10 protein-coding genes are annotated in these 12,994 nt (G+C 67.0%); 4 read left to right on the top strand and 6 right to left on the bottom strand.

Features of this window, described 5'->3' with window-relative positions:
• Positions 1-101 precede the first annotated feature (101 nt).
• From AB6724_RS13540 to argA, 3 genes are all read right to left on the bottom strand, one after another.
• On the bottom strand, positions 102-521 hold the full coding sequence (locus tag AB6724_RS13540) for a hypothetical protein (RefSeq protein WP_369339055.1): 420 nt from the start codon (positions 519-521) through the stop codon (positions 102-104).
• A gap of 117 nt (positions 522-638) precedes the next feature.
• The gene (locus AB6724_RS13545) at positions 639-2,993 is read right to left on the bottom strand and encodes an adenosylcobalamin-dependent ribonucleoside-diphosphate reductase (protein ID WP_369339056.1); all 2,355 of its coding nucleotides are present in this window, start codon (positions 2,991-2,993) and stop codon (positions 639-641) included.
• Between the two features lie 196 nt (positions 2,994-3,189).
• On the bottom strand, positions 3,190-4,536 hold the full coding sequence (gene argA, locus AB6724_RS13550) for an amino-acid N-acetyltransferase (protein ID WP_369339057.1): 1,347 nt from the start codon (positions 4,534-4,536) through the stop codon (positions 3,190-3,192).
• A 312-nt stretch (positions 4,537-4,848) separates the two neighbouring features.
• Between argA and AB6724_RS13555 the strand changes: the two genes are divergently transcribed.
• The 4 genes from AB6724_RS13555 (at position 4,849) to AB6724_RS13570 (ending at position 9,667) form a co-directional block, all read left to right on the top strand.
• Entirely contained in the window at positions 4,849-6,279 is a 1,431-nt protein-coding gene (locus AB6724_RS13555; protein WP_369339058.1) for a TolC family protein, read from the top strand.
• On the top strand, positions 6,276-7,331 hold the full coding sequence (locus AB6724_RS13560) for an HlyD family secretion protein (RefSeq protein ID WP_369339059.1): 1,056 nt from the start codon (positions 6,276-6,278) through the stop codon (positions 7,329-7,331). The genes AB6724_RS13555 and AB6724_RS13560 overlap by 4 nt, the downstream gene beginning before the upstream one ends.
• Positions 7,328-8,512, top strand: a complete 1,185-nt coding sequence (locus AB6724_RS13565; protein WP_369339060.1) for an ABC transporter permease — start codon at positions 7,328-7,330, stop codon at positions 8,510-8,512. Before AB6724_RS13560 ends, AB6724_RS13565 begins: the two co-directional genes overlap by 4 nt.
• Positions 8,513-8,578: 66 nt before the next feature.
• Positions 8,579-9,667 (top strand): ABC transporter permease, encoded by a 1,089-nt coding sequence (locus AB6724_RS13570; protein ID WP_439329870.1) that lies wholly within the window; start codon positions 8,579-8,581, stop codon positions 9,665-9,667.
• 52 nt (positions 9,668-9,719) lie between these two features.
• Here AB6724_RS13570 and AB6724_RS13575 read toward each other — a convergent pair whose 3' ends face one another.
• The 3 genes from AB6724_RS13575 to AB6724_RS13585 form a co-directional block, all read right to left on the bottom strand.
• A complete protein-coding gene (locus AB6724_RS13575; protein ID WP_369339062.1) occupies positions 9,720-10,916 on the bottom strand; it encodes an MFS transporter in 1,197 nt (398 codons plus the stop codon).
• A gap of 197 nt (positions 10,917-11,113) precedes the next feature.
• On the bottom strand, positions 11,114-12,271 hold the full coding sequence (locus AB6724_RS13580; RefSeq protein WP_369339063.1) for a hypothetical protein: 1,158 nt from the start codon (positions 12,269-12,271) through the stop codon (positions 11,114-11,116).
• 80 nt (positions 12,272-12,351) lie between these two features.
• The gene (locus AB6724_RS13585; protein ID WP_369339064.1) at positions 12,352-12,993 is read right to left on the bottom strand and encodes a hypothetical protein; all 642 of its coding nucleotides are present in this window, start codon (positions 12,991-12,993) and stop codon (positions 12,352-12,354) included.
• Between the last annotated feature and the right edge of the window lies 1 nt (position 12,994).

A 12,994-nucleotide genomic window follows, 5' to 3' on the forward strand; every position in this document is an offset into this window, starting at 1 on the left:
AATCGCTGATTAAACAACGACGGAGGCAGAAATATGCAAGGTCAACGGTTGACTTGCCGGAAAGTCCCTGTAGACCCTTTGCAGTCACTCAAGGAGCTACTTCAGCGAGTTTTCAAGCTTCGGAAGCATTCAAAACAGAGAGATACAAGCAGCGCTGATGCAGCACCTGCCGCAGTCATGCTTAAACCAGCCTCGTCAAGCTCTCCAGTGCTTATTGGAACCAGGCTTGCAACTATGAGTCCTGTTAGGCTAGTTGCACCAACAATGATAAGAAAAGACCAATTTCGACGTACCCCCACGAGGTAGCAGGCACTAGCTGCCGCCGCTGGCAAGAGTCCTAAAAAATAGCTGTTAATTACGTAAATACTTAACAATTTCTGGGCACCACGCCATGCTTGTGGGTCGAATGCTCCACTCATAAGCAAATCGATTCCCAAGGTTAAAAACCAAAAAACAAATGCACCCAGCGGCGGGCCTAAAACTAGAAATGTTGGAACAACGGTAAAGCCATTAGTGCGCATAAAAATGAAAATTGCAGAGTTGTTTCGTTGACATCCTATAGGAGTGACGTTTTATATAAAAATAGCACTTTGATGACTGCTTTTGGCCGAATTCCGTCGCTCAAGCCGCCGGCGCCTTCATCCACAAGCCCCCACATAGCCGCAGGCCGTGCAGAACGAGCAGCCATCTTTTTTGATCATGGCATGGGCGCCGCACTCCGGGCATTTGCTGCCGACGGTCGCCTCGGGCGGGGCCGCCGGGCTGGCCGCGGTGCTGGGCGCGGGCTGGGGCTGGCCGCGGTTGGCGATGATGCTCTGTATGGCAAAGGCCAGCAGCGCCACCTCGCTGTCATGCCATAGCGGGATGCGACTGCCGTCCTCGCGTGCCTTGTAGCCATAGCGCACGGGGCCGCGGTCCCAGGCGACCTTGCGCAGATCGGCCAGGGCCTTGTCGAGAAAGCCGCCGCGCGCGGCCAGGCTCAGGCTGCGCATGGTGGCCGTGATCCATTGCTGGCTCTCGCCGGTCTGGCCCACGGGCATGAAAAACTCGATGGGACGCTCCACGCCATTGACGACCATGAAGCTCACCACCAGATACAGGCGCCTGGCGCCATCGTGGGTGAAGTACTCGATCTTGTCGACCACGGCATTCAGCGGCCCTTCGGGGCGGCGCTCGATCACGGCATTCATGGCCGGATGCGGGGCCGGCTGCGCCGCCTCCGTTGACAGCACGGCGCCCAGGGTGTCGTTGGGCCGATAGGTGGCGCAGCCCTTGAGGCCGGCTTCCCAGCATTCCATGTAGAGATGCTTGAAATCCTCGAACGGATAGTCGGCCGGGATGTTGACGGTCTTGGAGATCGAGGTGTCTATATAGGGCTGGACGCGGCGCATCATGGCTACATGCTCGGAGGCGCTGAGCTCCAGCGCGCTCACGAAGCAGTCGGGCAGCGCTGCATCGGCGCCGTGCAGGGCGCGGTACAGGCGCCAGGCATGGTCTTCCACGGTATAGAGCTCGGTACCGCCGTCGGCCCTGCGCTTCTTGCGCGTATAGGTCCAGGAAAACGCCGGCTCTATGCCGTTGGAGGCATTGTCGGCAAAGGCCAGCGATACCGTGCCCGTGGGCGCGATGGACAGCAGATGGCTGTTGCGCAGGCCGTGCTTCTTGATGGCCGCGCGGATTTCCTTGGGCAGCCGTCTGGCGAAGCCGCTTTGCAGATACTGCTTGGCGTTGAACAGCGGAAAGACGCCTTTTTCCTTTGCCAGCTCCACCGAGGCCAGATAGGCCGCGTCGCGCATGGCTTGCGCAATGGCTTCGGCCTGAGCCAGGCCCTCGGCGCTCGCATAGTGCAGGCCCAGCAGGATCAGTGCGTCGCCCAGGCCCGTGAACCCCAGGCCTATGCGGCGCTTTTGCTGGGCTTCGCGCTGCTGCTCGGGCAGGGGCCAGACCGTGGCGTCCAGCACATTGTCCAGCATGCGGACCTGGGTCGCGACCGCGGTGCGGAAGCTCTCGAGATCGAAATACGCCTTGCTGCTGAACGGCCTGCGCACAAAGCGCGTGAGGATGATGGGCCCGAGATCGCAGCAGCCATAGGGCGGCAGCGGCTGCTCGCCGCAGGGGTTGGTGGCGGCGATCTGCTCGGCATACCAGAGGTTGTTGTCGGCGTTGATATTGTCCAGAAACAGGATGCCGGGCTCGGCAAAGTCGTAGGCCGAGCGCATGATGGTCTCCCACAGCGCGCGCGCCTGGACGCTCTGGTACACCCAGAGGCCGTCGTCGCGCCGGTGGGCGCCGGCCTCGATCTGACTATCGCTGGGCGCGGCCGCATGGACCAGATCCCAGGGGCCATCGTCCCTGACGGCCTGCATGAAGATGCTGCTGACGCCGACCGAGACATTGAAATTGTTCCAGCGGCCCTTCTGGCGCTTGGCGGTGATGAACTCCTGCACATCGGGATGATCTATGCGCAGCACGCCCATTTGCGCGCCGCGCCGCGCGCCCGCAGACTCCACCGTGGTGCAGGAGGCATCGAACACGTCGATGAAGGAGCAGGGGCCCGAGGCAAAGGAATTGGTGCCGCGCACGATCGCGCCCCTGGGCCGCAGATTGGAGAAGTCATAGCCCACGCCGCCGCCGCGGCGCATGGTCTCGGCGGCCTGCGACAGCGCGGTATAGATGCCGGGGTTGCCCTGGGCGTCAAAGCCGTTGGTCGCATCGGCCACGGGCTGGACAAAGCAGTTGATCAGCGTGGCCTTGGTCTGCAGCCCGGCCGCGGCCATGATGCGGCCCGCGCCTATGGCGCCGGCCCGCATATTGTCGAAAAACCTGGCTTCCCAGTGCTCGCGCAGCGCCTCCTTTTCGACGGCGGCCAGCGCCCTGGCCACGCGGCGGAACAGGTCTGGCTCGGACTGCTCGCCGGGCGCCAGGTATTTCTCGGCGAGCACATCCTGGCTGATGGCCTGGGGCGGCAGGATGGGGGCGGTGGTGGAGGGCATGGGTGTACCGGAGACAAGGAATGTCCTGTTGTACCCACGATGGCCGAAATAGCTGTGACGCAGCGCAACAAACACCTTGCGGCAGCCCGGGCGCTGCGCGAAGCTTGCGTGAGCTCAATCCCGGCGTGGCAACCTGAAAACATAGCTGCCAGCGCTTGTCTGGCAAGCGTTGGAACATGTTTGATGGCGGAGGCGCTTAGAGCTTCTTGACCAGCACCTGGCTCTTGCGGCTCCAGTTGTACTTGGCCTTGCGCGCCTCGGGCAGCCACTCGGGGTCCACGGGCTGGAAGCCGCGCTTGATGAACCAGTGCATGGTGCGCGTGGTCAGCACGAACAGGGTTTCGCAGCCCTGGGCGCGTGCGCGCTGCTCGATGCGCTTGAGCAGCTTCTCGCCGTCGCCCGTGCCCTGGCTCTTGGGGGAGACGGTCACGGCCGCCATCTCGGCGGTCTTGGCCTCGGGGTAGGGGTGCAGCGCCGCGCAGCCGAAGATCACGCCGTCGTGCTCGATCACCGTATAGCTGGCGATTTCGCGCTCGATCTCGGTGCGGTCGCGCTTGACCAGGGTGCCGTCGCGCTCGAAGGGTTCGATCAGTTGGATGATGCCGCCCACGTCGTCGATGGAGGCCTCGCGCAGCTCCTCGAGCTTTTCGTCGATGACCATGGTGCCTATGCCGTCGTGCACATAGATCTCCAGCAGCAGCGCGCCGTCGGTGGAGAAGGGCAGGATATGGCTGCGCTCCACGCCGTGCTCGCAGGCGCGCACGCAGTGCTGCAGATAAAAGCCCACATCCATGGGGCTCTGGGCCGGAGGCAGCTGGGCCAGCAGGCGGCGGGCCGCATCCACGGGCAGCTCGGTATCGATGGGATTGTCCTCGCCGTCGGCCTCCAGCGGCTTCATGCGGATGCCGGGGATCTCGGTCAAAAAAATCAGCTTGTCGGCCTTGAGCTCGGTGGCCACGCGCGTGGCCACCTCTTCCATGCTGAGGTTGAAGGCCTCGCCCGTGGGAGAGAAGCCGAAGGGCGAGATCAGCACCATGGCTTCGGAATCCAGGGCGCGGCGTATGCCTTCCACGTCCACCTTGCGCACCAGGCCCGAGTGCTTGAAGTCCACGCCATCGACGATGCCCACGGGACGGGCCGTGAGGAAGTTGCCCGAGATCACGCGCACGCGCGCGCCTGCCATGGGGGTGTTGGGCAGGCCCTGGCTGAAGGCGGCCTCGATCTCGTAGCGCAGCTGGCCCGCGGCTTCCTGGGCGCAATCGAGAGCGATGGAGTCGGTGACACGCACGCCGTTGTAGTAGCGCGGCTCCTGGCCCTTGAGGCGCAGCTGCTCGTTGACCTGGGGACGGAAGCCGTGCACCAGCACGATCTTCACGCCCATGGCCTGGATCAGGGCCAGGTCCTGCACGATGGAGCTGAGCTTGCCGGCAGCGATGGCTTCACCCGTCAGACCCACCACGAAAGTCTGATGTCGGAACTTGTGGATATAGGGCGCCACAGACCGGAACCAGGGAACAAAGGTGAAGTTGAAAACGGTGGACATGGGTGATAGGTGAGAGCCCCGCAAGGGCTGGCTGCTCCCGGGCGCTGCCATGGGCGAGCGGCCGGACTGGAAAAAAAGCCCGCAAACAGGGCAGGCGGGCAAGCAGGCCATAGTTTAGCGGCTGCATCCCATGTCCATGGTGGAAAAAGGCAACGACCCGTGGGCCGGCGCGGGCAGCCCCTATGGGCGTGGCTAGAATCCAAAGTCGAAACGGGGCCGTCGCCTTGCCGGCTGCGGCCGCGCAGCGGAGGCCCCCGGGGCGTCCCGCCTCAGACTTTTCCCCCGACTACCTATAAGCGCTTGTTTCCATTCATGCATTCCAGCTGCTTTCCCCTGGCGCTGAGCCTGCTGGCCGGGGCCACGCTGCCCGCCCTGGCCCAGTCGCCGGCCACCGCCACTGCGCTGAGCTTCGAGCAGGCCCGCGCGGCCTTGATGGAGCGCTCGGAGCAGCTGGCCGCCTCGGCCAAGGCCGTGGACAGCGCCCGCCTGCGCCGCGAAGGCATGCAGGGCCTGGGCGGTCCCTCGGTGGCCATCACCGGCATCGGCTATCGCTATTCGGCCAATGTCGACCTGGACCTCGACCCCGCGCGCCGTGCGTTGGGCAACAGCATCTCCTATCTGCCGCCGCAGCTGGGCGGCGCCGTGGCGCAGCTGCCCAGCCTGCCGGCCAATTACGACCTGCAGCGCCAGAGCAATGTGGCATCGGCCAGCCTGTCGGCCGTGTGGCCGGTGTATATGGGCGGTCTCGGCGATGCCGTGCGCGGCGAACTCGATGCCATGACCGACGAGGCCCTTGCCGATGCCGCGACCAGTGCCGGCCAGCTGCACACCTTGCTGGTGCAGCGCTATTTCGGCACCCAGCTGGCCGAGCGCGCCGCGACCCTGCGCCACCGCGCGCTGGAGGGCGTGCGCGCCCATGACGACGCGGCCCAGCACATGCTCAAGGCCGGCGTGATCGCCCAGGTCGAGCGGCTGCAGGCCAGCGCGGCCCTGGCCGACGCCCAACAGCAGGCGCGCAAGGCCGACGACGATGCGCGCCTGGCGCGCAGCGCCCTGTTGCGTACGGTGCATGTCGCGAATGGGGTGGGCGGCGTGCGCCCCAGCTCCCCCTTGTTTGTCAGCAGCGAGGCCTTGCCGCCGCTGCAGCAGTTTCTGGATGCGGCCCAGAGCCGCCACCCGGGCCTGAGCAAGGTGGCGGCCAAGCGCCGCCAAGCCGAGTCGCTGCACGATGCCACCGAGGCGCTGCGCAAGCCCCAGGTGCTGGCTTTTGGCATGCGCGAGGGCAACACCTCGGGCAAGCCCAACTGGGTGGCCGGCGTGGCCGTGCGCTGGACGCTGTGGGACAGCATAGACCGCGACAAGCTTTCGGCCGCGGGCCAGCGCAAGGTGGAGCAGGCCGAGCTCACCGATGCCCAGGTGCGCTCCGATATCGCGCTGCTGGTGGAGAAGAACTGGCTGGCCGTGGAGCAGTCCCGCATCCTGTATCTGTCGGGCCAGGCCCAGGAGGATCTGGCGCGCGAGCTGCTGCGGCTGCGCAAGGCCGGCCTTAAGGAGGGCACGAGCACCGCGCTGGAGCTGATCGACGCCCAGCTCAACCTGGCCAAGGTGCAGACCGAACGCGCCGCCGCCGCCAACCAGTATGTGCAGGCCCTGGCCGCCTTGCTTGAAAGCACGGGACAGACCGACGACTTCACCCGCTACATGGCCCGTGCCGATATCCAGATCAAGGCAGACGCCCCATGAATACACCCGTACCGACCCCACCGCTTTCCAGTCCCAGCCCCGAGGCGCCCAGGCAGGCCGGGCGCCGTCCGCCCGTGGTGGCGCTGATCGTCGTGGCCGCGGTGCTGATCTTCATTGTCTGGGGCTTCTGGCGCGCGGCCAAGCCCGCGGCCCCATATTTCCAGGGCCAGATGGAGGCGCGCGAGGCCGACATCGCGCCCAAGGTCACGGCCCGCATCTCCAAGGTGCATGTGAGCGAGGGGCAGATCATCCAGCCCGGCGATCTGCTGGTGGAAATGGACAGCCCCGAGGTGCAGGCCAAGCTGGCCCAGGCCCAGGCGGCCCGCGATGCGGCCCAGGCCGTGGCCGCCAAGGCCAGCAATGGTGCCCGCCCTGAGGAGGTGCAGATGGCCCGCCTGAGCTGGCAGCGCGCCCAGGCAGCGGCCGAGCTGGCCAAGACCTCGTACGAGCGCGTGCAGAGCCTGTTCAATCAAGGCCTGGTTTCGGCCCAGAAACGCGACGAGGCCCAGACCAACTGGCGCGCCTCGGATGCCCAGGCCAGGGCCGCCAGGGCCCAGTTCGACATGGCGGCCAGTGGTGTACGCGTGGAGGACAAGACGGCCGCCGCCGCCCAGGCGCGCCAGGTCGATGGCGTGGTGGCCGAGGTCAAGGCCGCCGAAGCCGAGACCCAGCTGCGCAGCCCCGTGGGCGGCGAGGTAGCGAATGTGCTGGCCAAGCAGGGCGAGCTCTCGCCCCAGGGCGTTTCGGTGGTCACCGTGGTGGACCTGAGCGATCAGTGGCTGGTGCTCAATGTGCGCGAGGACCAGCTGCAGCGCTTTGCCGTGAAGAGCCGCTTCACGGGCCGGCTGCCGGCGCTGGACAACCGCCAGGCCGAGTTCGAGGTGTTCTTCCTCGGAGTGCTGCCCGATTTCGCCACCTGGCGCAGCACGCGCGGCAGCCAGGGCTTCGATGCGCGCACCTTTGAAGTGCGGGCCAGGCCGGCCAAGCCCATAGCAGGCGCGCGCCCCGGCATGAGCGTCATCGTCGAGGGTGGTGTCGGAGGGGGGACGTGAACGTCTTTGCTGCCAGCCTGCGCCGCGAATGGGGCCGGCTGCGGGCCAGCCCCTGGGACCGGGCCATGGTCAGCTGGGTGCCCATACTGGCCCTGGGCCTGATGTGCTGGATTTTCTCGGCCGGCCAGCCTTACCGGCTGCCTATCGCCGTCTGGAATGAAGACCATTCCTCGCTGTCGCGCCAGCTGTTGCGCATGCTGGAGGCCACGCCAGGGCTGGAAGTGCGCCAGGTGGTGCTTAACCGCGGCGAGGCCGCCGAGGCGCTGCAGCGCATGGACGTCTATGGCGTGGTGCACATACCGCCGGATCTGGCGCGCGACGTGAAGCATGGCGCGGGCGGTACCGTCACGCTGCTGCACAACGCGCAACTGGCCACCGCATCGAGCCTGCTGCAGCGCGATGTGCGGCAGGTAGTGGGCACGCTGTCGGCCGGCGTGGAAATGCAGGCCGCCGCCAAGCGCGGCTCGCCGCAGCAGGTGCTGCGCGTGCAGATGGAGCCCATCAAGACTCAGCTGGTGGCGCTGTTCAACGTCTCCACCAATTACGAGCAGTTCCTGGCCGCCGCGCTGGTGCCCGCGCTGATCCATATCCTGGCCATGACGGCCGGTGCCTGGTCCGTGGGCCGCGAGCTGCGCGAGCGCACCTTGGTTGAGTGGCTGAGCCCGGATGGACAGTCCGCGAGTCTGGCCAGAGTGGCGGCGGCCCTGCTGGGCAAGCTGCTGCTGCCGGCCCTGCTGCTCTGGGGCAGCGGCATGGCGGCTTTGCTGTATCTGGCGCAACTGCGTGGCTGGAGCGTGGCCGGCAGCATGGCCTGGATTGGCGTGGGCCTGGCGGCCCTGGTGGTGCTGAGCCTGGCCGCGGGCGCGGCGCTGGCGGGCGTCACGCTTTCGCTGCGCACGGCGCTGTCGGGCACGGGGCTGCTGTCGGCACCGGCGTTCGCGTTCAGCGGCGTGGGCTTTCCGCTGCTGGCCATGACGGGCAGCGCGCGCGGCTGGGCCCTGGCCATGCCGTACACGCATTACGCACGGCTGCAGATAGAGCAGTGGCAGATGGGCGCGCCCGTGGCCCAGACCCTGCCCGTGGTGAGCGGACTGCTGCTGGCGGCGCTGGTGCTGCTGGCGCTGGCCTCGGCCGGCCTGCTGCGCGGCCTGAGGCGGCCCGACAAATGGGGAGGGCGCTGAGCCATGGACGCTGACCTTGATCCCAGTGCCGGCTTTCTGCGCCTGTGGCTGGACAGCCTGGTGGCGATGCTGCGCGACAAGGGTGCGGTCCTGCTGCTGTTGGGGGCGCCCGCGCTCTACGGCTTTTTCTACCCCTGGTTCTACAGTTCCGAAGTGGTGCAGCGCGTGCCCGTGGCCGTGGTCGTGCAGGACAACTCGGGCCTGGCCCGGCAGATGTTGCGCTTTGCCCAGGCCAGCCCGCGCATCCATCCGCAGCTGGTCACGGCCGACGAGGGCGAAGCGCACGCGGCCGTGCTGCGCGGCGAGGTCATGGGCTATGCGCTGCTGCCGCGCGATCTCAAGCGCGATGTGCTGCGCCGCGCGAATGTGGTGATTCCGGTCTACGCCAACGGCGCCTATCCCTTGGTCAGCAAGCAGGTGCAATACGGTTTTGCCGAGGCTTTCGGCACCGTCTCGGCCGGCGTGGAGATCAAGCGTCTGCAGGCCGGTGGGCAGAGCGCGCCGCAGGCGGCCGTGAGCCGCTCGCCCGTGAACGCCCAGGCCGTGGCCCTGTTCAACCCCACCGAGGGCTATGGCAGCTTTGTGGTGGCGGCCGTGTCCGTGCTCATACTGCAGCAGACCCTGCTGATGGGCAGTGCGCTGCTGGTCGGCACCTGGCGCGAGCAGGGAGTGGACCGTACCGGAGCCCGGCAATGGCTGGCGCGGCTTTTGGCGCTGTGCGTGCCGGGCTGGCTGGCCGGGCTGTTCTATTTCGGCTGGATCTTCATCTGGCAGGACTTTCCGCATGGCGGCAACCCCTGGGGCGCGCTGGCGCTGCTGGCCTGCTTTGTGCCGGCCGTCGTGGGCTGCGCCTGCCTGCTGGGCTGGTGGCTGGCCGATCGCGAGCGGGCCTTGCAGGTAGTGTTGTTTTCCTCGATCCCGCTGGCTTTTCTGGGGGGCTTCACCTGGCCCGTCGAGGCTTTGCCCGAGCCGCTGCAGTGGCTGCGCTGGCTCTCGCCCAGCACGGCCGGGATACAGGCCTCGCTGCGCTACAACCAGCTGGGTGCGCCCCTGGTGGCGGCCCTGCCGCACCTGGCCTGGCTGGCCTGCATGGCACTGGCCAGCTGGCTGGCCGTGCTATGGCTGGGTGCTAGAGCGGAGGCAGGGCGGAAATAGGGGCGAAATCACCATTAGATCCGCTCTGGCCGAGCGCTGGCAGCTATGAATTTTATGCGGAAGCCAACTTCTGGCGGCGCGCCTGCAGGCCCAGCATCAGCAGCACCACGGCGACCAGGGGCAGCATGCCGTAGTTGATGCCGTTCCAGCCGGCCGTATGCAGCAGCTCGCCGGAGCCGAACGAGGCCACGGCCACGGTGCCGAACATCAGAAAGTCGTTGAAGGCCTGGACCTTGGCGCGCTCGGCCGGGCGGTAGCACTCGGCCAGCAGGGCCGTGGCGCCGATAAAGCCGAAGTTCCAGCCCACGCCCAGCAGGATCAGCGCGCCCCAGAAGTGCAGCAGCTCCAGGCCCAGCAGGGCCAGGCCGCCGGCCATGGCGATCATGATCAGCCCCAGGGCCGTGATGCGGCGCTTGCCGAAGCGCGCGATCAGGCGGCCCGTGACAAAGCTGGGCGCAAACATGGCCAGCACATGCCACTGTATGCCCAGCGCGGCCTCGCCCACGCTGTGGCCGCAGCCCACCATGGCCATGGGCGCCGCCGTCATCAGAAAAGCCATGAGGCCGTAGCTGACCACGCCGGCCGCGCAGGCCGTGACGAACTGGGGGCTGCGGATGATTTCACGCAAAGGCCGTGCGTCGCTGGCCGTGGCCGCATTCTTGGCCAGGGGCGGAGGCAGGCGCAGGCCCATGAGCAGGGGCAGGGCCAGCAGGGCCAGAGCCGCCTGGCTGTAGAAGCTGCCCGCAAACGGCGTGGCGGGCAGGGCGTCGCGGGTCCAGATCACCACCTGCGGGCCTATGATGGCCGCGATCAGGCCGCCGACCATGACCCGGGAGATGGCCTTGGCCTGCAGCGCAGGCTCGCCGACGATGTCGATGGCCGCAAAGCGGTAGCTCTGTACGCAGGCCGCATAAAAGCCCGCCAAGGCTGTGCCTATGCAAAACGTCACGAAGTCGGAGTGGGCGATGCCCTGGGCCGCGATCACGCCGGACAGCACGCCCAGCAGCGCACCCAGCACATAGGCCTGGCGCCGGCCCAGGCGGTTCATGAGCCAGGCCGCGGGCAGGGTGGACAGGGCCAGGCCCAGCTGGTAGATGCTGACCGGCAGCGTGGACGCCGTGGGATTGCTGGACAGCTGCTGGCCGACCAGGCCGCCCAGCGAGATGATGATGGGCGGCGAGGCCCCTCCCAGGGACTGGGCTGCGACCAGCAGACCCATATTGCGGCGTGTGTTGTTATCTGTATGCATGGAAGTCGCCCAAAGCCCTTGCCCGCGGCAAGATGGCGGAATTCTGCCGCAGCCACATTGGCGTTGCATTAAGAGCGGTTGCTGAAGCGGGCCACGCTCTGCGGCCCGCTTCGCTGCGCGATCCGGGCGATGCTGCACCGGACCCAGGGGGGCTGCGGTACCTCAGCCCAGGCCTATGCAGTGCCGGCCGCCGGGTTTTATCTGAGCCGGTGCCCGCATGCGCTGCAGAAGCTGTCGTCCGCAGCGATGGCCGCATGGCAGGCCGGGCAGCTGGGCGGGGCAGATGTCTGACCGGTTTTTTGCGTGGCTTCGGCCGGCTCCTGCGGCTCGGTCGCCGTGGCAGCGGCCTGGACCCTGGCGGCATGTTCCTGGGCCGCCTGCTTGGCGCGCTCGGCCGCGGCCATGGTGCGCTCCCTGACCTCCTCGGCCTTCTGGCGCACGTCGCCGAGCAGATCGTCGAGAGCTTCTTCGGCGGCGCCCGGGTCCACGCTTTCGCGGGCCTGGAGATAGATGAGGTTCATGCCCATGATCATGACCTGGGTGAGCAGCGCGCCGACCACGCAGTACAGCACGCCAAGTCCCGCCACCAGGCCCATGCCCGCGCCATTGCCCATGAACATGGCCATGGGGCCGTAGACGCCCATGCCGCCGCCCGCGCTGCCCGTGATGTTGAGCGCCATGGCCGTCAGCGAGAAGGTGGCGGGCACGAAGCCCGCAAACAGCATCACGCAGATCAGCGAGAGGATGACGTAGAGCACGACCTCCATCAGCACCACCTCGATCAGGCGGGCACGTGCGATGCTCAGCACATTGGCCAGCGCGGCCTTGACGGACAGGCCGCTCCACAGGGCCGGCGCCATCAGGGGGCCGACCACCCCGATCAGGCAGATCAGAATGGCCGCGGCCACCAGCACCAGCACCGGGTGGGCGACAAAGGCCAGCAGGGCCCCGATCACGGGAATCTTGCAGACGAAATAGACCAGGGCCGCCACGACCATATAGGCCAGGGCTGTCAAAAAGATCACCAGCGCAAAGAGCAGAAACCTGGGCAGGCACAGCAGGCCTGCGGACGCGGCGGCGGCAAACGAGCGCACGGGCTCGTTCCTGGCCTTGTCCATGAGCATGATGCCCACGCCCGACGAGCCGCCCAGCAGCACCACCAGGGCGGCCAGCATCACGACCAGCCCCAGCAGCCCGCTGGTGCGCAGCGCCAGCAACTGGCCCACGAACATGATGGCCGCGGTGGCGAGCAGCGTGAGGAAACCCATGAGCAGCGGACGCCACTGCGTCAGCCCCTCAGCGGCCCGTGCCAGGGTGGCGAAGCGTATTTCTCCCAATGCTTGAACTTGTCTCATGTCCCGTCCTGTCGTAGAAGTGATCGGTATACCAAGGGCCCGGAGGCCGGCATGGCGGGGTATGGAAAAGAAGCCGCGCTTCAGAGCTTGCCGCGGATCTCGCCGGCTTCTATGGTGTAGCGCTCCAGCCCCGCGGGCAAAGCGGGGTCGACCCTCTTGATGACCGTCACCGGCTTGCCGCCCTGGCTATAGGTGGTGCCGGTGCTGGTGTTGACGCGTTCGGCCCTGACGTCGGCATCGGATTGCTCGACCACGATGCTGGATGAGCCGCGGTTGTCGGCCAAGGTGTTGGCCAGGCCCTTGAGCGTGTCCATGGCCTGGGTGTATTCGCTGCGGCCCTTGGCGGCCAGCGGCATTTCCACGCTCAGCGAGGAGAAGACCGTCATGCTGCGGGCACCGCCGCTTTGTCCGTCGGTAATCCGGATCGGAGCGGTTTTCACGGGGCCGGCAACGGCGCGCTGCCCGGCGGGCAGGCCACGCATGGCCTGTACCGCGCGGCCCTGGGACTGGCGCGCCTGCTGGGTTTCCTGGTTCAACGCGGCCTGCAGGCGCGCAAAGCGCTCGGCCTGGGAGCCGCCCGTCTGGGCCGGGCCGCCGCAGTCGCCGGCACTGCCGACATGGGACAGCATGCAGCTCAAGGAGTTCGATGCCTCCTGTATCGTGGCGCAGCCACTCATCAGCAGCGTGACGCAGGCGAGAAGAGAAAGTCGGGTGTGGTGCATG

The organism is Comamonas guangdongensis, assembly GCF_041079535.1.
Classification (GTDB): domain Bacteria; phylum Pseudomonadota; class Gammaproteobacteria; order Burkholderiales; family Burkholderiaceae_C; genus Comamonas; species Comamonas guangdongensis.

Bases quoted from the DNA above. Each gene is read 5' to 3' on its own strand.
- AB6724_RS13570 (WP_439329870.1), top strand. From the start codon at position 8,579: ATGCTGCGCGACAAGGGTGCGGTCCTGCTGCTGTTGGGGGCGCCCGCG.
- AB6724_RS13545 (WP_369339056.1), bottom strand. From the start codon at position 2,993: ATGCCCTCCACCACCGCCCCCATCCTGCCGCCCCAGGCCATCAGCCAG.
- argA (WP_369339057.1), bottom strand. From the start codon at position 4,536: ATGTCCACCGTTTTCAACTTCACCTTTGTTCCCTGGTTCCGGTCTGTG.
- AB6724_RS13555 (WP_369339058.1), top strand. From the start codon at position 4,849: ATGCATTCCAGCTGCTTTCCCCTGGCGCTGAGCCTGCTGGCCGGGGCC.
- AB6724_RS13540 (WP_369339055.1), bottom strand. From the start codon at position 521: ATGCGCACTAATGGCTTTACCGTTGTTCCAACATTTCTAGTTTTAGGC.
- AB6724_RS13580 (WP_369339063.1), bottom strand. From the start codon at position 12,271: ATGAGACAAGTTCAAGCATTGGGAGAAATACGCTTCGCCACCCTGGCA.
- AB6724_RS13575 (WP_369339062.1), bottom strand. From the start codon at position 10,916: ATGCATACAGATAACAACACACGCCGCAATATGGGTCTGCTGGTCGCA.
- AB6724_RS13585 (WP_369339064.1), bottom strand. From the start codon at position 12,993: ATGCACCACACCCGACTTTCTCTTCTCGCCTGCGTCACGCTGCTGATG.
- AB6724_RS13560 (WP_369339059.1), top strand. From the start codon at position 6,276: ATGAATACACCCGTACCGACCCCACCGCTTTCCAGTCCCAGCCCCGAG.